The organism is Comamonas aquatilis (genome assembly GCF_965139575.1).
GTDB lineage: Bacteria > Pseudomonadota > Gammaproteobacteria > Burkholderiales > Burkholderiaceae_C > Comamonas > Comamonas aquatilis.
The window spans coordinates 62,233-84,927 of sequence record NZ_CBCSIW010000018.1 but is presented as its reverse complement, the minus strand read 5'-3'; the positions used below and the strand labels follow the sequence as shown (position 1 = coordinate 84,927).

The 22,695-nt window shown below is 54.8% G+C and carries 22 protein-coding genes and 4 pseudogenes; 10 read left to right on the top strand and 16 right to left on the bottom strand.

From position 1 onward, the window contains the following. The first annotated feature begins 24 nt into the window (after nucleotides 1-24). From ACNAZA_RS17770 to ACNAZA_RS17760, 3 genes are all read left to right on the top strand, one after another. The gene (locus ACNAZA_RS17770) at nucleotides 25-987 is read left to right on the top strand and encodes an alpha/beta fold hydrolase (RefSeq protein WP_415797861.1); all 963 of its coding nucleotides are present in this window, start codon (nucleotides 25-27) and stop codon (nucleotides 985-987) included. A gap of 106 nt (nucleotides 988-1,093) precedes the next feature. After that, nucleotides 1,094-2,095 (top strand): NADP-dependent oxidoreductase, encoded by a 1,002-nt coding sequence (locus tag ACNAZA_RS17765; protein WP_415797860.1) that lies wholly within the window; start codon nucleotides 1,094-1,096, stop codon nucleotides 2,093-2,095. An 868-nt stretch (nucleotides 2,096-2,963) separates the two neighbouring features. Next, nucleotides 2,964-3,428 carry a GNAT family N-acetyltransferase gene (locus ACNAZA_RS17760; protein WP_415797859.1) on the top strand — a complete coding sequence of 155 codons (465 nt, stop codon included), beginning with the start codon at nucleotides 2,964-2,966 and terminating at the stop codon, nucleotides 3,426-3,428. A 199-nt stretch (nucleotides 3,429-3,627) separates the two neighbouring features. Here the strand turns inward: ACNAZA_RS17760 and ACNAZA_RS17755 are convergent, their stop codons facing one another. From ACNAZA_RS17755 to ACNAZA_RS17725, 7 genes are all read right to left on the bottom strand, one after another. Continuing rightward, the gene (locus tag ACNAZA_RS17755; RefSeq protein ID WP_415797858.1) at nucleotides 3,628-4,251 is read right to left on the bottom strand and encodes a tyrosine-type recombinase/integrase; all 624 of its coding nucleotides are present in this window, start codon (nucleotides 4,249-4,251) and stop codon (nucleotides 3,628-3,630) included. 387 nt (nucleotides 4,252-4,638) lie between these two features. After that, entirely contained in the window at nucleotides 4,639-5,319 is a 681-nt protein-coding gene (locus tag ACNAZA_RS17750) for an SDR family oxidoreductase (protein ID WP_415797857.1), read from the bottom strand. A gap of 156 nt (nucleotides 5,320-5,475) precedes the next feature. After that, nucleotides 5,476-5,805, bottom strand: a complete 330-nt coding sequence (locus ACNAZA_RS17745; protein WP_415797856.1) for a putative quinol monooxygenase — start codon at nucleotides 5,803-5,805, stop codon at nucleotides 5,476-5,478. Nucleotides 5,806-5,808: 3 nt separating this feature from the next. Further along, nucleotides 5,809-6,828: a zinc-binding alcohol dehydrogenase family protein gene (locus ACNAZA_RS17740; RefSeq protein ID WP_415797855.1), complete on the bottom strand. Its 1,020-nt coding sequence runs from the start codon at nucleotides 6,826-6,828 to the stop codon at nucleotides 5,809-5,811. Between the two features lie 35 nt (nucleotides 6,829-6,863). Continuing rightward, a complete protein-coding gene (locus tag ACNAZA_RS17735; protein ID WP_415797854.1) occupies nucleotides 6,864-7,973 on the bottom strand; it encodes an alkene reductase in 1,110 nt (369 codons plus the stop codon). 56 nt (nucleotides 7,974-8,029) lie between these two features. Then, nucleotides 8,030-8,536 (bottom strand): VOC family protein, encoded by a 507-nt coding sequence (locus ACNAZA_RS17730; protein WP_415797853.1) that lies wholly within the window; start codon nucleotides 8,534-8,536, stop codon nucleotides 8,030-8,032. Between the two features lie 82 nt (nucleotides 8,537-8,618). Then, the gene (locus ACNAZA_RS17725; RefSeq protein ID WP_415797852.1) at nucleotides 8,619-9,833 is read right to left on the bottom strand and encodes an MFS transporter; all 1,215 of its coding nucleotides are present in this window, start codon (nucleotides 9,831-9,833) and stop codon (nucleotides 8,619-8,621) included. A gap of 122 nt (nucleotides 9,834-9,955) precedes the next feature. Here ACNAZA_RS17725 and ACNAZA_RS17720 point away from each other — a divergent pair, with 122 nt between their 5' ends. Continuing rightward, nucleotides 9,956-10,882: a LysR family transcriptional regulator gene (locus ACNAZA_RS17720; protein WP_415797851.1), complete on the top strand. Its 927-nt coding sequence runs from the start codon at nucleotides 9,956-9,958 to the stop codon at nucleotides 10,880-10,882. 595 nt (nucleotides 10,883-11,477) lie between these two features. Here the strand turns inward: ACNAZA_RS17720 and ACNAZA_RS17715 are convergent. Continuing rightward, a complete protein-coding gene (locus tag ACNAZA_RS17715; RefSeq protein ID WP_415797849.1) occupies nucleotides 11,478-12,050 on the bottom strand; it encodes a TetR/AcrR family transcriptional regulator in 573 nt (190 codons plus the stop codon). A 130-nt stretch (nucleotides 12,051-12,180) separates the two neighbouring features. Between ACNAZA_RS17715 and ACNAZA_RS17710 the strand changes: the two genes are divergently transcribed. Continuing rightward, a complete protein-coding gene (locus ACNAZA_RS17710; protein ID WP_415797848.1) occupies nucleotides 12,181-12,312 on the top strand; it encodes a hypothetical protein in 132 nt (43 codons plus the stop codon). A gap of 242 nt (nucleotides 12,313-12,554) precedes the next feature. Here the strand turns inward: ACNAZA_RS17710 and ACNAZA_RS17705 are convergent, their stop codons facing one another. Further along, nucleotides 12,555-12,968, bottom strand: a complete 414-nt coding sequence (locus ACNAZA_RS17705) for a winged helix-turn-helix transcriptional regulator (RefSeq protein ID WP_415797847.1) — start codon at nucleotides 12,966-12,968, stop codon at nucleotides 12,555-12,557. A gap of 88 nt (nucleotides 12,969-13,056) precedes the next feature. Here ACNAZA_RS17705 and ACNAZA_RS17700 point away from each other — a divergent pair, with 88 nt between their 5' ends. Further along, nucleotides 13,057-14,010 carry an aromatic alcohol reductase gene (locus ACNAZA_RS17700; protein ID WP_415797846.1) on the top strand — a complete coding sequence of 318 codons (954 nt, stop codon included), beginning with the start codon at nucleotides 13,057-13,059 and terminating at the stop codon, nucleotides 14,008-14,010. Between the two features lie 594 nt (nucleotides 14,011-14,604). Here ACNAZA_RS17700 and ACNAZA_RS17695 read toward each other — a convergent pair. Beyond that, nucleotides 14,605-15,084, bottom strand: coding sequence for a hypothetical protein (locus ACNAZA_RS17695; protein WP_415797845.1), 480 nt, complete (start codon nucleotides 15,082-15,084; stop codon nucleotides 14,605-14,607). 91 nt (nucleotides 15,085-15,175) lie between these two features. On the opposite strand from ACNAZA_RS17695, the gene ACNAZA_RS17690 reads away from it, so the two are divergent. Together ACNAZA_RS17690 and ACNAZA_RS17685 are read left to right on the top strand one after the other, a co-directional pair. Next, nucleotides 15,176-15,460 (top strand): helix-turn-helix domain-containing protein, encoded by a 285-nt coding sequence (locus ACNAZA_RS17690; protein WP_415797844.1) that lies wholly within the window; start codon nucleotides 15,176-15,178, stop codon nucleotides 15,458-15,460. Between the two features lie 476 nt (nucleotides 15,461-15,936). Continuing rightward, complete coding sequence (locus tag ACNAZA_RS17685) at nucleotides 15,937-16,839, top strand: hypothetical protein (protein ID WP_415797843.1); 903 nt, start codon at nucleotides 15,937-15,939, stop codon at nucleotides 16,837-16,839. A gap of 85 nt (nucleotides 16,840-16,924) precedes the next feature. On the opposite strand, the pseudogene ACNAZA_RS17680 reads toward ACNAZA_RS17685, so the two are convergent. Together ACNAZA_RS17680 and ACNAZA_RS22400 are read right to left on the bottom strand one after the other, a co-directional pair. Beyond that, nucleotides 16,925-17,110: pseudogene (locus tag ACNAZA_RS17680) on the bottom strand (IS3 family transposase); the annotation flags it as partial. 12 nt (nucleotides 17,111-17,122) lie between these two features. After that, nucleotides 17,123-17,320: pseudogene (locus ACNAZA_RS22400) on the bottom strand (IS110 family RNA-guided transposase); the annotation flags it as partial. Between ACNAZA_RS22400 and ACNAZA_RS17675 the strand changes: the two are divergent. Next, nucleotides 17,314-17,958 (top strand): annotated as a pseudogene (locus ACNAZA_RS17675) (transposase); the annotation flags it as partial. The pseudogenes ACNAZA_RS22400 and ACNAZA_RS17675 sit on opposite strands and share 7 nt — an antisense overlap. Before the next feature lie 12 nt (nucleotides 17,959-17,970). Beyond that, nucleotides 17,971-18,156: pseudogene (locus ACNAZA_RS17670) on the top strand (IS3 family transposase); the annotation flags it as partial. Between the two features lie 57 nt (nucleotides 18,157-18,213). Here ACNAZA_RS17670 and ACNAZA_RS17665 read toward each other — a convergent pair. The 4 genes from ACNAZA_RS17665 to ACNAZA_RS17650 form a co-directional block, all read right to left on the bottom strand. Beyond that, nucleotides 18,214-19,656, bottom strand: a complete 1,443-nt coding sequence (locus ACNAZA_RS17665) for an aldehyde dehydrogenase family protein (protein WP_415797841.1) — start codon at nucleotides 19,654-19,656, stop codon at nucleotides 18,214-18,216. A gap of 179 nt (nucleotides 19,657-19,835) precedes the next feature. Next, nucleotides 19,836-20,681, bottom strand: coding sequence for an aldolase/citrate lyase family protein (locus ACNAZA_RS17660; RefSeq protein ID WP_415797840.1), 846 nt, complete (start codon nucleotides 20,679-20,681; stop codon nucleotides 19,836-19,838). Nucleotides 20,682-20,689: 8 nt separating this feature from the next. Next, nucleotides 20,690-21,559, bottom strand: a complete 870-nt coding sequence (locus ACNAZA_RS17655) for an alpha/beta fold hydrolase (protein WP_415797839.1) — start codon at nucleotides 21,557-21,559, stop codon at nucleotides 20,690-20,692. Between the two features lie 115 nt (nucleotides 21,560-21,674). Continuing rightward, on the bottom strand, nucleotides 21,675-22,652 hold the full coding sequence (locus tag ACNAZA_RS17650; protein WP_415797838.1) for a Bug family tripartite tricarboxylate transporter substrate binding protein: 978 nt from the start codon (nucleotides 22,650-22,652) through the stop codon (nucleotides 21,675-21,677). Nucleotides 22,653-22,695 lie beyond the last annotated feature (43 nt).

The following is a 22,695-nucleotide window of genomic DNA, read 5'->3' as shown; positions in this document are numbered from 1 at the left end:
CTTTGACCATCTAACGGAGACGATATGTTCTACGAGTCCAAAGTGCGAGCGTCTTGCCTCGCAGCGCTTGCAACGCTGTTTCTGCCATACGCATCGGCCGCAGATTTGGCCACATCCAGCAGTATGGAGATCAAGAGCAACGGCACTCCTGCAACGCAATGGAAGAATGCTCCGACACAAGTTGTTTCAGCAGACAGCGTGGACTACGCCTACCGAGAGCTGGGCCAGGAAAACGGCGGAACACCTGTAATACTCCTCGTGCACCTAGCTGCGGTCCTGGATAACTGGGACCCCCGTGTCGTAGACGGCCTTGCTGCAAAGCATCACGTCATCGCGTTCGACAATCGGGGGGTAGGCGCATCCACGGGGTCAGCTGCCAACTCGATTGAACAGATGGCCGATGACGCGACTACCTTCATCAAGGCCAAGGGGTTTCAGAAGGTCGATCTTTTGGGCTTCTCCATGGGCGGGATGATCGCCCAGGAGATCGTCCTCAAGCAACCACAGTTGGTGCGCAAGCTGATTTTGGCAGGCACGGGTCCTGCCGGTGGCCCAGGCATCAGTTCGGTGGCAGGAGTCGCGAACTATGACCTCTTGCGCGCGATCTTCAGCGGCCAAGATCCCAAGCAGTTCCTGTTCTTCACACGTACGCCGAACGGCATTGAGGCTGGTAAAGCCTTCCTACAACGATTGCAGGAGCGCTCAGAGAATCGGGACAGGGCTATCAGCTTTGGCGCGTATATGGCGCAGTTGCGGGCGCTCAAGGCTTGGGGCGAGAAACCAGCGGTCGATCTGTCGGTGATCAAACATCCTGCGCTTGTGGCAAACGGTGATCACGACCGGATGGTACCCAGCAGCAACACCTACGACTTGGCCAAGCGCCTGCCCAACAGTGAGCTGGTCATTTATCCCGATGCGGGTCACGGTGGTGTATTCCAGTATCACGCCGACTTTGTGCCGAAGGCACTGGCCTTCCTCGCACAGTAATAGCTGAACAACGGCTCCGGAGCGACACAACAAAGCAGGGGCTGACTATGAGGCGACACCAGGCACTTGCGTATGGCCGCCTTCGTAACACACAAGCAGGAGCATCATGAAAGCCCTCACATTTAAACGCTACGGCAAGACCCCAGAGATCGGCATCACCGAGGTGCTTCGCCCAACACTTCGACCCAATGAAATGCTGATTGAGGTGCATGCAGCAGGCTTAAACCCTATCGACAATATGATCACGACGGGAATATTCAAGCCCGTGCTGAAGTTCAAGCTTCCCGCCGTCATGGGCAGCGACCTGGCCGGAGTGGTGGTTGAAGTGGGGAGCAGTGTTACCCGCTTCAAGCCAGGCGATGAGGTCTTTGCCAGCATCTTTGATCAAGGCACCGGATCACTTGCCGAGTTTGCGGTAGTTCCCCAACATCTGGCTGCACGCAAACCTGCCAATCTCGACTTCGTGCAGGCAGCGTCTGTGCCTATGGTTGGGTTGACTTCCTGGCAAGCACTGAGACACCGTGCCGAAGTTAAGGAGGGTCAAAGAGTATTTATTCCTGCCGGATCGGGCGGTATCGGCACTTTTGCGATTCAGTTGGCCAAGCACCTCGGCGCCTATGTAGCAACAACTACAAGTACTGCCAACGTTGCCCTGGTCAAGAGCCTGGGCGCAGACGATGTGATTGACTACAAAAAGCAGGAGTTTGAACAGGTACTGCGAGGATACGACGTGGTACTAGGAACGATCCGCGGGGATGCACTGGAGAAGTCTATTGGTATCCTCCAGTCTGGCGGCAAGATAATTTCGCTGATTGGTCCGCTGGACGCTGCATTTGCACAAGCCCGCAAGTTGAACTTCGCTCTCAGACTGATTTTTGGCCTCATGAGCAGAAAAATCATTCGCTTGGCAGCAAAGAAGGGTGTGGGTTACTCGTTTCTATTCGTGCGACCTGACGGTGAGCAGTTGAACGAAATTGGCGTGCTTCTCGACGCCGGTCATATACATCCGGTTGTAGACAAAGTGTTTCCGTTCGACCAAGCGAAGCAGGCACTTGAGTACTTGTCCCAAGGACGCGCCAAAGGCAAAGTCGTAGTGCGGATGCAATAGGAGTGCATAAAAACTATGCACTCCATGATGCAAGTCCTATGCGACATACAGGTTGAGGGAAGATTTTTCGCTAAAGGTAGCCGATTGCAAGTAATCGAAGCAGGCGATAGCTGCTTGGTACTGCCAGACCCCGACGCCCACACTACGCTCTGTGCGGTGCCACGTAAGAACCTCGGCCGATTGACACTGTTCCGTTTAATGTTGGTGAACCATCGAGTCAGCCTCATGAGCGAACAGAGGCGATTGGGCCTTGACGCGGAAGACGTTTGTTCGAGCATTGCAGAATCCGCACCGGACTGCGAGATTCTCGAAATCGATGAGATTTCGTCATGAGCGATTCTCACTAATCGTTTTATTTCCCCTCGGAGGTAGCGTTACTAACGCTTCAGCGAGTTGCTCGACGTGGCAATTTGCACAGTGGAACCTCAGGCAGAGCGCCTCGCACAGTCTGATGTCTGCATCAGCAGTGATCGATCAGCCAGAAGTCGATGACGCCTCTATGCCTCGGCCTGCCTGTCGCGGTCACGCGCCGGACGACAGCTTCCGGCCGAGGCTGTGTGAAAACTCGAAAAAGTCAATTTTTCGGCAGTAGCAAAACCATTCCCAACAGCACGATCGTCGATCCTGGATCGATCTGAGAGGTCGACTTCCGATCCGCCTTGCCCAACATGGCGTTTTCACACAGCCTCGGCCGGTTGCGGCTGTCTCTGTTCTGCTACGGTCAGATCCTTTGATGATGTACGGCACTCGTTGTCCATAGGACCGTTCTGTACGCAGGCTATAGTGCTTGCAACGAATTCACTCGCGGGCGAGGCCCAGTATCCCTTCAACCCCCTGCGCTTAAAAGTCATTTACCCGTAGCTTTGCCATGCTCATCATTCGACAAGCACTTTTCCCGACCGAGCGTGAGGACGTTATTTCGATTTTTCGTGAGTATGTGAGCAGCCCGACTGTAAACCTCGGCTTTCAGGAGTACGAAGCTGAGTTTGCAGGACTTCCTGGCAAGTACGAAGCCCCTCAAGGCCGCCTTCTATTAGCACGTGAAGGTGACACAGTTCTTGGCTGTGCAGCGCTGCGCGGCGTTGATGAATCAACGTGCGAAATGAAGCGTGTTTATGTTCGCCCTGCCGCGCGAGGAAGAAACCTTGGTCGCTTGCTCGTTGAGGCGATATTGAGTGAAGCTAAGCTTGCCGGCTACTCGCGCATCTGTTTGGACGTACTGCCTGAGTTCACAGCAGCGCAGACGCTCTACGAATCGATGGGCTTTGAGCATGCGGAGCCTGTGAGCTTTAACCCCGTTCCAGGCACAAAATTTCTTGCGCTCGCTCTGTAGAATCCAGTAGTTAAACATAACCGTTCAGTCATGCCGACCCGGCTACGGCTGTCGGTTTACTTTAGCCGTTGAGTGACTGCATTTTCTTTCTGCCACCAGCAGCTTGTGGCCGAGAGTGCCAGTTTGGCCCAGGGCCGCATTGCAGCCGTTGAAGGCGGCCACCCTGGCGCAGGTTCCGGGGTGGCCGTCAGCGGCAGCTTCAAATCTCCGTCTTTTCAGAGATCTCGAGGGCATCGTCGACCTCGATGCCCAGATACCTCACTGTCGACTCCAGCTTGGAGTGGCCAAGCAGTAGTTGTACTGCGCGCAGGTTCTTGGTGCGACGGTAGATCAGTGTCGCCTTCGTCCTGCGCATTGAGTGCGTCCCGTACTCCGTGCGGTCCAGGCCTAGCTCATCGACCCAGTGACCGAGGATCCGGGCGTACTGCCGCGTTCCCAGATGCGGCGATTCGTGTAACCGGCTTGGAAACAGGAAGTCTTCTGGCTTCAGCCTAGCCTGCTTGATCCAGGCTTGCAAGGCATCACGAGCGGCCTGCGTGATCTCGAACTGCACTGGACGCTGAGTCTTGTGTTGCATGACGACAGCGCGCGCCGCCACCTGGTCGCTGTGGCACACGTCCCGAACCTTGAGGGCGACGAGGTCGCATCCTCGCAGCTTGCTATCGATGCCCAAGTTGAAGAGAGCAAGTTCGCGCACGCGGCCTTCCATTTGAAGCCTTACGCGCAGCGCCCAGATGTCCTTGAGCTTGAACGGCGCCTTCTGCCCGACGATCTTGCCCTTGTTCCATGGCTCGCGATGAGCGGTATTTCCGGTGGTTCCCATGATGGTCTCCCATCGAGTTGAGGGTCACACAGGATGCGCTCTGGAGCGGGCGGGCTTCGACTCACCTAAGCGACTAGCGATGGTCGGCTTCCACAGCCCCATGACTGTCGGCTTCCTGGCGCTGCCAGGAATTCACCGTTTCGGCCACTAGCAGTCCTTCGGGTCAAAACCGCCGGCGGCACGTTTAGGCTGGTTGCCGTCGTTCACCACAGAAATACCAATGACTGATAGTTGCACAAAGCAGTCATGGCCGCAAGACTTTCGAGCAAGTCCGCTCTACACCTCAAAGCTGTCACTGGAAATGGGAGCATCGCAGAATTCATCTCTCTGCTGGGACTTGTTGCAGTTGTGCTGGACGGATGAAAAGCGGTCCAGCAACTACTCTCCTCACCCGATTAGAGCACCGCCATCGATATCTATAACGGTTCCTGTCACAAAAGGGTTATCAATCACAAAGAGGTAACCCCTCGCCAAGTCTTCGGCACGTCCATAACGCATCGCTGGAAGATTTTGAGCAGCGCGCACTAGCATCGCGAGTCGTGCCTCTTCAGGCATCTTTGCATAGGCCTCTGTATCGGTTAGACCAGGACTGATTACATTGACACGCAGGGGAGCCAGCTCCTTGGCCAGCACCTTCGCGACGGCTTCCAACGCAGCATTCATAGCCGTTTTCACATAGGTTCCTGAAGTGGCACGGCGTGACAAGAAACCTGACGTCAAGGTGATGGTGCCTCCAGGGCGCAGTCGTTTCGCCGCTTCCCGAGCGGCTGTGATGCTCCCCCAGAATTTAATGTCGAACGCGGCTTTCGCTGCGTCTACATCAATTTCAGTCAGATTGCCGCCCGGAGCGGCCGAGCCCGCAGTAATGATCAGATGGTCTAGGGGGCCGAGGCGTTCAAAATATGCGGCAACACTGCTAGCGACAGCTAGGTCTAGTCCATTCTTACGGCTGACCACATCAACTCGGCCTGGACGCTCACTTAGGGCTTGTGCAACCGCATATCCAATGCCGGTGTGCCCGCCAATGACGACTGAAACAGTCTCGTTGTGGAAGGAGTGTGAATTCATGAGTTCCTCAGACTCAAAGCAGTAGATCGATCAGACCGTGCGCGCGCGTGGCTGATTGCATCCGAGCGCAGTTAGTCTGTCTGATGATGTTGATGGGGTGGCGGGCAGGGAAATCACGCGTCATTCCCTGCCATCTAGTTTGTGAAGGGCCAAGCCTTACACATGAAGCATGAGCGGACCAATATAGCTGCCAACTTCGCGCAAGCCAATTAGCTGTAGAGGCCGAGCCAAAAGTTCTTCGAATCGCTTTGCGAACTCCTGGAAATAAGGCTTGGAGAAATGCTCCTCCAACGCAGCTTGGTCTCTGAAAGATTCGCGCATATAGAACGTGCCGGGGGTTTCGGTCAGTTCAAACAGCGTGTAATCCAAGCATCCTGCTTCCTTTCGTGTAGGTGCAACTAGGGCGAGCAACGCCTCGCGCAATTGCTCTTGCTGTCCAGCCTTTGCTTCAAGCACGGCCAAATTGAAAATGACAGTGGATTGCATGGCTCAAGCCCATCCTTCCAATACGACCTTGCCGCGTGCTTTGCCTGATTCAATCAGTGCATGAGCGCGTTTCAGATTGGCGGCATTGATGCTGCCGAAGCGCTCTGCCAATGTGGTACGAATCAGTCCCGCATCAACCAAATCGGCCACTTCATTCAATAAGCGGTGCTGGCCAATCATGTCGTCAGTACCGAACAGCGACCGAGTGAACATGAGCTCCCAATGAATCGACACAGCCTTGCGCTTGAACACGGTCGCATCCAAAGAACTGGGGTCGTCGATGAGTCCGAACTTGCCCTGAGGGGCGATGGCTTCAACGATCTGGGCAAGGTGGTCATCGGTGTTCGTTAAGCTGACGATGTAGTCCACCACGGGAAATCCGATGCGCTTGAGTTCCGCAGCAATCGGCTGGCTATGGTCAATGACGTGGTGTGCCCCCAACTCCTTCACCCAGGCTTGGGTTTCTGGTCGGGAGGCTGTTCCGATCACGGTCAGACTGGTCAACCGTGCAGCCAGTTGCGTCAGGATGGAGCCCACACCACCCGAGGCACCAATGATCAACAGTGTCTTGTTGCTAGGCTGTTTGCCAGGCGCAATGCCCAGACGATCAAATAGCATTTCCCAGGCCGTAATGGCCGTCAGTGGCAAGGCTGCTGCCTGTGCAAAGTCGAGTGACACGGGGGCATGGCCGACGATGCGCTCGTCCACCAGGTGCAACTCGGCATTCGTGCCGGGCCGAGCGATGGAGCCGGCATACCAAACCCGGTCACCTGGTCGGAACAGCGTGACGTTAGGTCCCACGGCTTTGACGATGCCACTGGCGTCCCAGCCCAGAACCTTGTATTCCTGACCCTCGACTGGTTTAGCGCTGTTGCGCACTTTCGTGTCTACGGGGTTCACTGAAACTGCCTTTACCTCGACCAGTAGATCACGCCCGGTCGCGACCGGCTCAGGCAATTCGATGTCCAGCAGCGAATCGGCATGGTCAACGGCTTGGGGGATCTTGTATCCAATGGCTTTCATTGTCGTTCCTTTTGAAGTGTGTAGGAGAGTGAGGTTTAGGAAGAGTAGGATTGGTAATCGATATAGCCACGCGCGTCGCCACCAAAGAGTGTCGAGCCGTCAAAGCCGGCCAGAGGCAAGCTCTTGGCAAATCGGTTGGGTAGGTCCGGGTTGGCTACAAAAGGCCGGCCAAAGGCCACTAGGTCGGCCAAGCCTTCTTTCAGAATGCGCTCGGCGCGTTGCTCGTCGTATTTACCCGCGACGATGACGGCTCCGCTATATGCGCGACGTAGTGCATGTCGAAAGTCTTCTGGTATCTGTGGCGCATCATCCCAATCGGCTTCAGACAGATGGATGTACGAGAGGCCCATCTCGTCCAACTGCTTGGCAAGATGCAAGATGGTGGGAATGATTTCCGGGCAGTTCATGTTGCGCTGAGTAATGAAGGGGGCTAGGCGGATACCAGTGCGCTCCACCCCAACTTCGCTGGCGACTGCTGCAGCCACTTCTTCGACAAAACGAGATCTATGGGCCATACTTCCGCCGTAGGCATCAGTGCGGTGATTCGATGTGGTGCGCAGGAATTGATCGAGCAGGTAGCCGTTGCCGCCATGTATCTCGACACCGTCAAAACCGGCACGCATTGCATTGGCCGCAGCGTGGCGGAAATCCCCAATCACAGACTGAATGTCTTGCAGCGTCATAGCACGTGGCATAGGGCAGTCGACCATGCGTCCCACACCATCGTCACCCACCACCCAGACTTGCGCGTCAGGCGACAGGGCTGACGGTGCAACCGGCACGCCATCTTCTTGGAAGCTCGCGTGGGACATGCGCCCCACGTGCCACAACTGAAGCACCATACGACCGCCTGCCGCGTGCACCGCATCCGTTACCTGTTTCCACCCTTGGACTTGTTCTTCACTGTAGATGCCAGGGGTGAAGCTATAGCCCTTGCCTTGTGGAGAAATCTGAGTGGCCTCGGAGACGATGAGCCCAGCTCTTGCTCGTTGGGCGTAGTAAGTGGCCATCATGGCGTTGGGAACGTCGCCTGGCTGGGTGCTTCGGCTGCGAGTCATCGGTGCCATTACGATGCGATTAGGCAGTTGCATGGGGCCCAGTTGGAATGGCGCAAGCAGTGCAGAGTGAGCATTAGTGGTAGTCATTGGGTTCGTCCAAAAATGAATGAGAGTTGGTGGTTAATGGCGCAGAAATGGGTCAATCAAAAACCTTCTGCCTTCGGTGCAGCTTGAGTAGAGCCGTAGTGGTGAGTCAAAAGAACGTCGCTGTCGTCGGGTACATCAAGTTCAATCACTAGGCTCCCAGGCAACTGCACAAAGATTTGTGCAATGCTTTCTTGCGGGATGCGAGCTACGGTGTGTGGCAGTCCCACTTGTCTCAGTTGCTTGAGGACTTCGGATGCGCACTGTTCGCTCTTGAATGCAATATGGTTGAAACGCAGTTCACCGACTTCCGCAGATAGCGCTGGGTCGTAAATTCCATGCACAACAGCCTGCTCACCGTCATAAAGCCATCGACCAGGAAATGGAAAAGGTGGACGAAAACCGTTCTCGAACCCCATCACGCCTTCAAACAGCGTGCGCAAGGCGTGATCAGCCCCCATGGACACACTGACATGATCAAAGCGCCACATTGGCTTCGCATCAATGGAAGCAACTTCGTGCCGGGCAGGAGGGTTGGTTGTCATGACGGAAGCTTTGGTGAACATGGCTCAATCTTGAATGAGATGACGTGATCTAAAAACACCGTAAAGCACGAAGGAGTCTTCAAAAAATATTTGAATATCCAACTTAAACTTTGACGCTAACTTTCGACACGGGATGTGCGTGGGGCTGGCTGTAACGCTCTGCCACCACGATCAGCGCCAAACCAAGCAATGGAACAGCTGCTGCCAGGAATGGAACCATCGGCGCACCGATGCTGGAGTCATCAACCGCATATCCGCCAATGACGCCCCCAAGGGCATTTGCAACATTGAAGGCAGAAATATTGGCTGTAGCTACCAACTCCGGAGCGCTACCTGCATGGCGCATCACGCGCATCTGGAGGGAGGGGACATTCGTGAAGGATGCAATGCCAAACACGACTGAAGCGGCCACGAACGTCCACACATTTCCTGTAGAGAAGCCGACGATCAGGAGAGAGACGATCATCGCAATAACACCGCCAAACAGGGCTCGTCGCAGGTTCGCATCAGCTGCGCGGCCACCGACTGCATTGCCGACCACGAGACCAGCTCCGACTGCTACGAGCAAACCCGTCACTGCGACATCTGACAAGCCTGCAGCATGGTGCGCTACCGGTGCAATGTAGCCATAGAACGTCATAAAGCCAGTCCAGCCGAACACGGTGATAGCCAGGCTCAGCCACAACTGCCGGTTGCGAAAAGCCTTCAGTTGCTCACCAACTGGCTCAACCTTCATCGCTGCAAGGTGTGGCACAAGTCGTGCTATGGCTGCGATCGCCAGTATGCCGAGCACAGCCACGGCCCAGAACGTGGCAGACCAGCCGTAGGCATTTCCAATCCAAGCTCCAGCGGGCACGCCCAGCACGTTGGCCAGCGTCAGCCCGGCAAACATCTGGCCGACAGCGCGGCCCGCCATGCTCTGCGGCACCATGCGCGTAGCAACTACGGCTCCAATCCCGTAGAAGGGGCCCTGTGCAAGACCCGTGATAACTCGACTGATCATCAGTACGGTGTAGTCTTGCGCAGTGGCAGAGATGATGTTGCCGATAGTGAACAGCAGCATCAGACCCATCAGAATGGTTTTGCGGTCGAAGCGAGAAAGATAAATGGTCAAGATTGGACCGCCAATCACAATCGCCATCGCATAGGCAGTGATGAGATTGCCAGCTGCCCCATCGCTGATTCCGAGTGACTTGGCCACATCGAGCAAGATGCCCGCGATCACGAATTCTGCTGTGCCAATAGCAAATGCAGAGAGAGTCAGAACCCAAACTGCAAGAGGCAGACGTGTGATAGTGCTTGGTGTATAAGAAGACATGAAGCGCAACCTGTTTGTGAAGGTTGATCTTCATTTATCTGTTTAATTTGATAAACATGCTCACTATTGAAGATTTATTCAAAATTATTTTGAAATTCTGGGGGCATTCTTAAAATGCGCTAATGAAATCGTTGAACGACTTGGACATCTTCGTCCGCACGGCAGAAAACGGCAGCTTGTCCGCAACAGCACGTGCGCTCGATCTAACGCCGGCAGCGACCAGCGCAGCCCTGAAGCGCCTTGAAGCTGAATTAGGTGTCCAGCTATTTATTCGATCCACCCGCAGTTTGCGCCTCACGCCACCTGGCGAGTTATTTCTAGAGCAGTGCCGCCCGGCACTGCTCGCCCTGCAGCAGGCCAGCCAGCAATTGGTTTCCGGCGAGCAAGCCTTGAGTGGCGTACTTAAGCTATCGGCTCCGTCTGATCTTGGGCGCAACCTGCTTCTGCCCTGGCTCAACGAATTTCAAGACCTTCACCCAGAGGTCGATATCCGGCTGCAGTTGTCGGACCGTATGGCCAACGTCTACAGCGACCCAGTAGACGCAGCCTTTCGTTACGGCAAGCCGCCGGACTCCAGTCTTGTGGCACTGCCACTGGCTCCTTCCAACCGCCGTGTGCTGTGCGCGTCTCCTGCCTATATCGCCAAACATGGTGTGCCAACAACACCGCACGAACTGTCTGCGCATGCATGTCTGTGCTTCATGCTGGGCGACGAGATCCATGACAGGTGGCGCTTTTCATTTGAGGGAGCCCCTGAAATCACTGTCCGGGTCAAGAGTGTGAATGTCTCCAATGACGGCGATGCAGTACGCCGGTGGGCGCTTCTGGGAAAGGGCATTGTTTACAAAGCGGGCTTTGACGTTGCAACCGATCTGCTTGAGGGGCGGCTTCGGACCCTATGCGCCGAGTGGACAACCGAGGCGGTTCCGTTGTTTCTCGTTGTGCCCAGTCGACGCCAGTTGACGCCACTGGTGAGACACTTACGTAATTTCATCGCACAACGAACCGCACAATTGGAACAGCTCGCTTTTAAAAGCTGGATACAGTGAATCTATGTCCTAAAAGATGAGGAACGACCTGTCAAAAATTAGGTATGCGCAGCCAACTGGCGGCCATAAAAGAAACCTCCCTGCAAGAGCGATCTCTCAACTCAAATTGGGCTTCCGGGATCTGCGTGCCCGCTAGCCACTGACTGTTGCTCACCTGAATCCAGTCATTGAGGCTCGGTGCCTTGGTAAGCGGGAAGGCCGCTATCTAACTGAAACCGGAAGTTCAACCTGAGAACCTGAGCAGCAGCAATCACTGCAAAGCAGACACCCGCGGGAAAATCACGAACGACAGCAATGGGTCGCAAGCTCCTGTTCGCGCGACGTGACAGCAGACATCTAGCGGCCTATCTGCCTGCACTTGATGGTCGCTGTCCGCTGCACACCTGAAACCCGTCATTGGGCAGTCCCCCACGTCGATGCTCGGATGGCCGGTATGGAACGGTGACCGTTAGGAAGCGTTGCGACTACGAGCAGCGGCAATCGCTGCAAAGCGGGCATAGGCCTACAAAGCCCGGACGACAACAATGGGTCGGGCAGCGACAGTCCCAGATCGGCCAGAAGAAGACTTAGGAGTCATTGGCTGCAATGACCGCTATCAGATTGCATATGAGTCGCAAAAGACTGCCACAGCCCTATCTGCTATTGCATCAATATCTTTCAGGGTATCGGCATCTAAGGCGTGCAGAAGGAATTTCAGCAATAACTCGGACTCCAGAAGCCCAATGAAATGACTCGCAGCAACCTGTGAATTTGCTGAACGCAGTTGCCCATTTCCCATTGCGGCACTCAATAACATAGATGCCGTGTCTTGATTCGTTCTGACAGATAAGTCGTAGACGGTCTTTGCCAATTCCTTATCCGATATTGAGAACACAAGGCGACGTATGGCCTGGAACCTTGGTGCGTAGAGCGTTCTCAAAACACTTCTTCCAAAGTTCTGAAGTAGCTGCGCAATTCCTGTTGTCAAAGAGTCAATCTCTTCAAAAGTGCCTTGCACCTGCGTATCGGTCGCAGCCAAGACAGACTCGCAAAAGAGATCTTGCTTGTTGGTGAAATAGCTGTACAGCGTGCCCTTAGAGCAACCGGCCCTATCGCTGATGTCCACCATCAATGTTCGTTCATAGCCCTTCTCCAAGAACACCTCTATAGCTGCGTTCAGGAGTTCCAAGCGTTTGCTGTTCGTTTTAACTCTTGCCACTTCAAAACCTCCTTAGCAGAACCCGTTGGTTCGATTTTCCACGAAAGTGATACACTTAATTATCGAACCCACAGGTTCAGTTATTCCGCAAGAGGACATCATGGAAAATCAAATCAAGCAGTACGGTGCACCGAAATGGTGGGAGAGCTACATCGGAGCACCCATTCTTTTGGCTATCTTCCTTGGTGGATTGTTCATAGCTTTTCTTCTGCTTGAGCACTTCCGCAATTGACCCACCGTTGCTCGAAACTGGCCAAGCAGTTGTCGCAATCAGCCATTGGTTAGTGGCACGTCAGTGGCTGCTATGAGTCGGTCAGCGACAGTCGCAGATCGGCCAATAAGCGACGTTCACAAGTTTCTACCACCGACATTCGAACGGCCGGTTGATGCGAAAAGCAGTCGCTTAATTAGGAAACGGATTCGCGTTTCATCAGCTTTTACCGAAGTCCCAAGGAGTGCCGCAACCTCAACAAGCTATGAGCTCGCATCGCCGTTCTGTTGATCAAAGCTCTGCCTTGCTTCTCGGAATCGATCCGCGTTCTCAACGATCCAGGTCCACAGTGGGACCATACGAAGGAGCAGCTCCATCCCAGTGCCGGACAGCTCGTACTCGACTCTGGGGGGAACCTCTTCAAAGTCATACCGGAGCACCAAGCCATCACGTTCTAGCTGTCGTAACGTGCGCGTCAGCATTCGTTGGGTGACTCCGTGCATGCGCCTACCAATGTCTGCATGCCGGAGCCGGCCATAAACGCCAAGTGTGTGAACGACGCCGAGAGACCAGCGACTTCCCGCGTGCGCAAGCACCTCACGCCGCAGCCCGTCGTCGTCATCTCTCAGACCATCACATACCGTCTGCGAATACTTAAGAAGTTCTTCCTGATTCAACTTGCTGGCCCCCAGTATCACGCGTGTACCTTCTTACATATTTTTTGATGCATCGCTAGACTGCCCCACTTCTTTAGTAGGCTATACGATGAATCAAGCAAATCCTAACTCTACGTCTCAGAACATTCTCGTACTCGGTGCTGGCGAACTTGGCCTCCCGGTACTCCGCAATCTTGCGCTCAAAGCCAAAGGCGTTGACGGAGCAAAGATCAGTGTTCTTCTGCGTGCCAGTGCCGTGAAATCCTCCGAGCCCGCCAAGCAGCGGGATATCGCGGAGATTCGAAGCCTCGGCATCGAGATCGTCAAGGGCGATCTGGTGAAAAGCTCCATCGATGAGCTTGCCGTGGTTTTCGCACGCTATGACACGGTGATCGGGTGCGCGGGCTATGCAGCCGGCATCAATACACCGATGAAGCTGGCGCGGGCCGCGCTGCAGTCAGGCATTCCCCGGTACTTCCCCTGGCAGTTTGGGGTCGACTTCGACGTAATCGGCCGAGGCAGCCCGCAGGACATCTTCGACGCACAGCTCGACGTGCGCGAGTTGCTGCGCAGCCAGGATCAGACGGAATGGGTCATCATCTCCACCGGCATGTTCATGAGCTACCTCTTTGAGCCCGAGTTCGGCGTCGTTGACCTGAAGAACGATGCGGTCCACGCACTGGGCGACCTCGACACCGCGGTGACGCTGACTACGCCCGACGATATCGGCGCGCTGACGGCCGAAGTGGTGTTCGCCCAGCCGCGCATCCGCAACGAGATCGTATATCTGGCAGGCGACACCGTGACCTACGGAGAGGTGGCGGACAGGCTGGAAGCGGGGCTCGGCCGCCCCTTCACCCGGTCGATATGGACTGAGCAGTACCTGCTGGATGAGCTTGCGCGTGACCAACAAAATATGATGCGTAAGTACCGCGCGGCCTTTGCCCAGGGGCGTGGCGTGGCGTGGGACAAGAGTGGCACGTTCAACCAGCGCCGCGCCATTCCTGTGACTGACGTGTTGTCGTGGATTCGCGCGAACTTGGCATCTGGCCACCACGAATGATTAGGTTGGAAGCGAACGCTTCTGGCTTCACATTTGCCACCTGAGCCAGTCCGCGATCTGCGGCAATTGCGCCAAAGCCGACTCCACTGAGCGATAGCTCCAGATCGATCGCAGGCCCTCGCCAACGGTCGCTAACCGGCATGCAAACTTGCGGCCAAACTTCGTCCAGATTGCCCAGTGTCGAGTGACCGCTCCCGCCGAGAGCAGAAGCTGGCTAGTGATCTTGCGAACGACCGCAATGGGTGGCGGATTCAACCGGTCGTTGCAACACACTAGCCACCACATAGGCGGCAGGAGTGTTGCAAATGAAGCAGCGACCGGTTGAATCCGCCACCGATAGCACCATTACTACAATGCTCCCAAATGCAGACAACGGGTTATTGCCCTCAGCAGTGAGCGTCAGCTCATAGGTCCTATGACGATGCCCTGCGGCAAGAGCTCCAACAGGGCCGCGCAAAGTTCTTGGTGGTGGTTATCCGCATCGTCAGCCCCTAGCCACAATACATAGTCAAGAGGGATCGACCGAATCGAGACTGCCTGTTTTCACATAGTGGCTTGAGGCAGAGAGGTTTTTCGAGGTGCCGGTATCGAAAGTTAATTTGACTGGTTGCGGTCGTTCCCTGTGCCAACCACACAAGCTGGCAACTCCAGAAGCAACTTCCAGTTGCCTAGTGGAGCGGCTGACGCTGCAAACAGTGAGTCCATATGGTGGCTGCCATCTTCTTTCGAGTAGATCTTGGCATTGATGCTCGGGTCAGCTGGATCAGCGCACTCCCAAACCTTTGTTAAGCGATCGATGGTCCAACCTCCGCTTGGGCCTAGGTCGGGGGTCATCAAGAACACCGAAAGTACTGCGGTGTTTTGACTGGCAAAGCTTAAGAGATCTTCTCCAGTGGAAAGCAGCACCGTGCTGGTAAAAGTAAGTTCACCGCCGCCATCAACTTGTTCACGCAGCTGATAGTCGACGATGAACCAGATGCGATTTATCAGAACCTTGACGCCGGTCCAAAGATGATTGCCCTTACCGTATGCCGTTGAGAGAGGATGCTTGTTAGTGTCTGTTGTGAGAAACATGAAATCGAGCGGTTGACTGGCGAGTCCAGCCGCGAAGACTGTGGAGTGATAGTGCGGGCGGCGATTATGTACCATTAATGGTGGTGCATTAATGATTCATTCCCGCGACAGTCGGCGGGTGCCAAGCGTTTCTGATCTCAACTTCCGTCAAGCCGTCGCGGCTGAGGTCAAGGCGCGCCGTGGTTTGATCGGGATCAGCCAAGAAGAGCTGGCATTCCGAGCGGGTGTTCACCGGACATTCATCGCAAAGCTGGAAATTGCTAGCACCCAGCCTTCGCTCAGCATCACGTTCCAACTAGCTGAAGCGTTAGCGGTATCCCCCGAAGACTTGGTCAGGGCCGTTCGACTGAGGGTTGCACGTTCGGCGCAGCAATAGGCGACGTATAGCCTTTGCTAATTGGCAGGGCCTCGGTTCAGGAGCTGTGGGACGCTCATCTACCGGATAGGTTCCAGCAGTTCTGCTTGTATCCGGCTGAACAATGCTGCAGAGACCACTTTTACGGGCCACCCATCTGCGCATGAGTCGCTTTGAACTGTTTCAAAAGTTCGCCATAACTTGCGCAAGTTATATAACCTGCGCAAGTTATCAACATTCGCTTTCCCCGTAGAGCCGGCGATAGATGAGATTGCTGCGAATATGAGTGGGCATCGTTACTAGGCCCCCTATTCACAAGGCTCCACTCAAGCGCACGTGCTGCCTGTGCCCATCAGGTTCAGCTTCCTGCTGCTGGGCATTACGTCAACTGTTAGGCCGGTCAATTTCATTGATCTCGTGGATGCTAAAAATCCCCTAAACCATTGAAAAATATAGATTTTCTGTAAATTTCAGAAAAATCTTATTTTTTGTACAAAATGGAGTTCAAACATCTATCGAACACCGCAGCAAAGCAAGTGATTGACGCGACCCGTGCATACAAAGAGTTGATGCGTACTCGACTCCTTTTACAAACGCTAGGTGGCCGCATGTTCTGGAAGCTCTCTGGTCGCTATGTTTATTTGGCCCAGCGCTGCTTCTTTGACAGCCGAAAGGCTCAAAACCTAGGCATCAAGTCAGATCAAACGGAGCAGAGGCTGAAAGACTACGAGGCTGAGCGTGCAAGATTGCAGCAGCGCGCGGCCGCATTACAAGAGCGGATCTCGGTATACGAGCGGATGAATAAAGCAGTTCGTGCCGGAGCCGTAGCAAATGGCGTGATTGACGCTATCCGCTTGCTTGAAAGCACCGGTATTTCAGAAGACTGCTTATGGGTGGGTACTCCAGCTCAGCATGCCTACTGGCAGTTTTGCGGGTTTGAAGCTCCTAAGCTCTTAGGTGACGGTGAAGATTTGGGCGAGCACTTGGTGTTCGTGAAACGCAAAATCGACGCAAAACCCCTCAACAAGCTATTTCGTTGCAAGGCATTGAAATTTGAAGCCGTGCGGGGAGAGCAGACTACTCTCTTGATCATCAAGCCCAAAGTATCGACTCACTTGGGCGTAGATCCTGGCTTGCCGGAAGCGCACACCCAGCGGCGCTACTCAGAGTTCTTCCAGGATACGGTTCGGGGATACATTGATCTGATCTTTGATTGCTCGGAGAAGGTCCCTGCTTTTGAACAAGTCCTGATCAGCAAGACTGGGAGGATGGGATTGATGAGGACAGTAGATCCAAGATTTTTCAGAGCTTGGAATACATTGTTTGGACTCGCAACTAGGGAAGAAGACTCGTTCCAAATGTTGCTCGAGTCGAGCTTCTTAGGCCGGAAAAATGGTTAGGTGCGAATTTCGGTGGAGCCGGCTGTCTGTGCTTTTGAAGCATCCTCGCTTGGACTGCCCCCGCTGCAGTAGACAAATCCCGGCCTCACGCCCGGGCGCGTTCAAAAGCCTCGGGACTGATATCGCCCAGATGGCTGTGGCGACGTGATCGGTTGTAGAACACTTCAATGTAGTCAAACACATCGGCCCGGGCCATATCTCGGGTCTTGTAGATCCGCTTGCGGATGCGTTCTTTTTTAAGACTACTAAAGAACGATTCCATGACCGCATTGACGCTCCTATGTCAAGGACCTCGTGAAGACTCCGTCAAATCAGCCATGATGAGCGGGTACAGCTCGCGCACGATGTAACGTTTGAGGCACCGGTGGATCTCCTTGCTTGACAGGCCCTCCTTGGTGCGACGCTCAACGTATGCTCGAGTGCGTGGGTCACTCCGCATTCGCACCATAGCAATCGTCCACAGGGCATTGTTTGCGTAGCGCTGTGAAAGCCAAAACGCAGGCGATCAATCAATTGCGTGCCTTGCTTGTTAGTGCGCCGCAAGAGGTGCGGGAGCGCCTATTGCGAATCAAACCGTGGGATTGCGTGAAGCATTGCGCCGCACTCCGCAGCCTTGGTGAATCCGTCGTGCTGCAAACATTGACGAGCATTCTGCGCCTACTGGCCAAGCGGTGGCTCGCACTGCAAGCAGAGCTCAAGACGCTCGACGCCATGCTTGAGAAGCTTACCCAACAGCACGCAAAACGGTTGACCGAGCGATTTGGCGTGGGACCGCAAACCGCTGCAGTTCTGGTTGCAGTCGCTGGAGACAACCCCGAACGGTTGAAAAATGAGTCTTCACTCGCAGCCCTGTGTGGCGTCACTCCCTTACAAGCGTCCTCTGGAAAGACCGTTCGGCATCGGCTCAACAGAGGTGGCGACCGCTACGCAAACAATGCCCTGTGGACGATTGCTATGGTGCGAATGCGCAGTGACCCACGCACTCGAGCATACGTTGAGCGTCGCACCAAGGAGGGCCTGTCAAGCAAGGAGATCCACCGGTGCCTCAAACGTTACATCGTGCGCGAGCTGTACCCGCTCATCATGGCTGATTTGACGGAGTCTTCACGAGGTCCTTGACATAGGAGCGTCAATGCGGTCATGGAATCGTTCTTTAGCAGTCTTAAAAAAGAACGCATCCGCAAGCGGATCTACAAGACCCGAGATATGGACCGGGCCGATGTGTTTGACTACATTGAAGTGTTCTACAACCGATCACGTCGCCACAGCCATCTGGGCGATATCAGTCCCGAGGCTTTTGAACGCGCCCGGGCGTGAGGCTGGGATTTGTCTACTGCAGCGAGGGCAGTCCACTACCTGCCTAGGGGCAGTCCACTATGCATATGTATAACTTGTTTTAACAACGGTATAGAACTCCTTGGCGTAGCTTCCCTGTTCGCGCGGTCCATAGCTTGATGCCTTTCTGCCACCAAACGGAACGTGATAGTCCACCCCTGCCGTAGCAACATTGACCATCACCATGCCAGCCTGAGAGTGGCGTTTGAAATGACTGGCATATATCAAGCTCGTGGTCGCAATGCCTGCCGACAGCCCAAACTGCGTATCGTTGGCCACTGCCAGTGCCTCTTCATAGTCCTTGACACGAATGACGGTCGCCACCGGGCCAAAGATTTCTTCGCGATTGATGCGCATCTGGTTGTGGGTTTCCGTGAACAGCGCCGGCGCCAGATAATTACCAGGCGCTCCCCGCTCCAGCAAAGTTCCACCAATCGCCAGCGTTGCTCCCTCATCCCGGCCAATCTGCACATAGGAGAGATCCTGCTCCAACTGAGAACGGCTTGCTACGGGCCCAATGTCGGTATCGTCCGCCAAAGCATCCCCAACACGCAACTGAGCCATACGCTCCTTCATGGCTGCGACGTAACGGTCATGAATACCTTCTGTGACGATGAAGCGGCTTGTGGCTGTACAGCGCTGGCCGGTTGAGAAGAATGCGCTGTTCACACTCAGCTCAACGGCTTGCTGCAGGTCTGCATCGTCCAGCACGACCTGGGGATTCTTCCCACCCATCTCCAACTGCACTTTTTTGAGCTGCGCGGCACTCTTTTGAGCAATCTGCATTCCAGTACCCGTCGATCCCGTGAATGTCATCGCGGAAATATGCGGGTGATTGACCATGCACTCACCCACGACACGACCAGAACCCATCACCAGGTTAAAAACGCCGGCAGGAATGCCACTGCGCGAAATGATCTCTGCCAGCGCCCAAGCGCTTCCTGGCGCCACATCTGCCGGTTTGAACACCACACAATTGCCATAAGCCAGCGCAGGCGCAATCTTCCATGCAGGAATCGCGATCGGGAAGTTCCAAGGGGTGATGACGCCAACCACGCCCACCGCCTCGCGTGAAATTTCCACAGAAACACCTGGCCGCACGGAAGGCAAGATATCGCCGGTCATCCGCAGACATTCACCCGCAAAAAACTGAAAGATTTGCCCTGCGCGAACCACTTCAGCAATGGCTTCTTTGCGGGTTTTTCCTTCCTCACGCGCTAGCAAGGTTCCCAGTTCAAACTGGCGTGCAATCAGCTCCGCGCCAATAAACGCCAACGCATCACTGCGCTGCTGAATGCCACTGACAGACCAAGATTCAAAAACCTGATGGGCAGCGGCAACCGCAGTCTCGACCAAAGGCAAGTCGGCCTGAGCGTAATAACCTAGGACATCTTCGTGATTGCTGGGGTTGACGTTTGGCTGATAGCTAGCACCACTGACCCACTGGCCAGCGATGAAGAGATCATGTTTTGGACTGCTCATATAAACCCAATGCTTACAAATCTTGAAGTGGCATCAAACTTGCTTAGGCAAGCATTTGCCGAGTGCGTAATGACAGCCATCGCCTGCGGCTTAAAGCTGCCATGCCATCTGGACACTTAATTGCAGGCGCCTTGCGAGACGCAAGATCTCGCTCTGACGCGCTGGCTGGAAATATGGGATCAATAGCCGTTACGGCTTACCACAACCGGTGAAGCGGTCTGGGTGAACCGAGAGGCCAGCCCTTGCGCAGCCATAGACAAAAGGCTGATATCTACGCCCACAGCTGCAAAGCTCACACCCGCCTCCAGCCACTGGTGCGCTTGTGCTTCCTGGGTCGCCAAAATACCCGATGGCTTGCCTGCAGCAGCAATGCGTGCCACGGCCTTTTGAATCGCAGCTACCACCTCTGGATGGCCGGGCTGCCCCAAAAAACCCATGGATGCAGACAGATCTGCCGGGCCAATAAACACGCCATCGACGCCGGGAGTTGCCGCAATCTCATCGATATTGTTCAGCGCCTCCACCGTTTCAACCTGGACCAGCAGGCAAACTTGCGCATTGGCCTCTTGCAGATAACTGGAGAACCGGTTCCAGCGCGAGGAGCGCGCCAAACCGCAACCAATGCCACGGTTCCCCATGGGCCGGTAGCGCATGGCACTGGCCATGGACGCAGCCTGCTCAGGGGTATCAATCATCGGCAACAACAAGGTTTGCACACCCAATTCCAGATACTGCTTGACCAACACCGGATCTGCAGTGGGCAAGCGCACAATGGGATGCGGCGCTTTGGCAGTCGCGGGCAAAGTACTCGTGGCACTGGCAATCGCTTGCAGCTGAGCCAAAGTACCGCGCAGATCATTCGGCGCATGCTCACCGTCGATCAGCAACCAGTCAAAACCTGTGCCCGCCACCATTTCTGCCACATAGGCATCGCCGGTCGCCAGCCACAGGCCGATTTGACGGTCACGCTGCGAAATCGCCTGTTTGAAGGGATTGACAGGCACGCCTGATGCAATAGTCGTCATATCAAAGCTCAGCGGGTGTGTTCAAGCAGAAAGGGCTCGCTGGCCTGATGAAAGGCCTCTGGCTGCTCATACTGCGCCCAGTGGTCACAGCCCTTGAGCTCCACCAGTTCGGCACGGGGTGCCGTCTTTGCAATAGCGTAGGCGTTGCCCAGGAACATATTGGGTGCATCCACCGCTGCAATGACCTGAATGGGCAACTGCAATGACTGCCACTGTTCCTGGGTCAAAGCCTGACCTCCCAGGCTGAACGCGAGCAGGCGTGGCATGGCATCTTTCATCGACGGTTGCTGGTAAATCGCCAGACGCACGGCGACCAGTTCATCCGCCAGCGTTTCAGGGTTCAGAACCAGCCCCTTCATGGCGGCAGATACCGAATCCCAGGACGGAGCACCTGCAGCCTCAGAACGGCGCTTGCGCACGCCCTCGCCAAAACGGCGCTCTTCTTCTTCATCGGTCACGATGCCTGCAGGTGCGATCATGACCAAGCTTTGAATACGCTCAGGATAGGCTTGTGCAATCGCCGCTCCGATCCACGAGCCCAGCGAGACGCCCACCATCGAGGCACTGGCAATGCCCAGCGCGTCCATAAAAGCCACCACATGCGCAGCGTAATCAGGAATCAGATAGTTATGCTCTGGCTTGTCGGTATAGCCACAGCCCAGTAGATCAAGACCAATGACGCGAAAATTCTGGGCGTATTGCGCATAGTTATGGCAGAAATTCTCCAGACTCCCAGCGGTACCGTGCAAAAACAGCAGGGTAGGAGCCCCCTGTGGGCCTGCGACCAAATAGCGCGTCTTGACGCCATTCACGTCCGCCCACCCCAGTTGATGTGGCACCTGGTTGAGATGCATCCAGATTGATGATGTTTGGCTCATACTTCACCCACTATCCAATGAAAATCCAACAAAAAAACATCATTTCCACGCACACCTTGAAGCTGTGAGCGCTGTGAAGGTCTGCCACATAGCTTCAGCAGACCTTTTCACTTACCTATTCAGGCTTAAAGCCAGTCCTCGCAATGATGGGACGCCACATGGCCAGTTCTGCCCGCTGCAACTGATCCATCTCTTTGGAGTTGCGGTACATGGGTGCCATCGTCATCTTGGTCTTCAACGCGCTGATAAATTCCGGACTTTTGGTAATTTTCTCCAGCGCAGCGGACATGGCCTGAACTTCACTGGCAGGCGTGTTTTTGGAAGTCCAAATCCCCATCCAGGCATCTCCCGCTACGGCATCAAAGCCTTGTTCCGTAAAGGTCGGCACATCAGGCGCCAAAGAGGAGCGTTTTTGACCAAACACGCCGATGATCTTCACTTTGGGATTGTCTTTGTGGTGCAGAAAATCGCTGGCTGCCATGCTGGCTGCAGGAATCTGCCCGCCCAGCAAATCAATATTCACGGCACTATTGCCCTTGTACGGCACCACTTCAAGCTTGATACCTGCAGCTTCCGCCAGTCGCATACCGGCGAAATGCGTATGGCTACCTGCACCAGAAGTACCAAAAATGCCTTTTCCTGGGTTGGCTTTAACCCATTGCACATACTCTTTGGCGTTGGTAACGCCCGTGCTGATGTTCACCACCATCCCTAAAGGATAAGTGGACAAGGCAGCCACCGGCGTCAAATCCGTCAGCATGTCATAGCCAAGCGCAGCTCGTGAAAAGAGCAGCTCCAAGAACACGAGCCCCGCATTGGGTGAGATAAGAAAAGTATGGCTATTGGCTGCGCTGGCTTTCACCGCCTGCGTTGCCATTCGCCCATGCGCTCCCGGTCTGTTTTCCACAATGACCGTTTTGCCCAATTCACTTTGAATTCTTTCTGCACACAAACGGGCAAACAGGTCAGTCACGCCCCCCGGCGCAAACCCCACCAGAAGTTTGATCGGGGAACTTTCCTGAGCCTGTGTACCCGCGGCTACTGTGGCCAGCGATGCAGAAATACTTGTCTTCAAAAAATGGCGGCGTTGCATGTTTGTCTCCATTATCCTCGGCTGGGATTATTCTTGGTGCTGA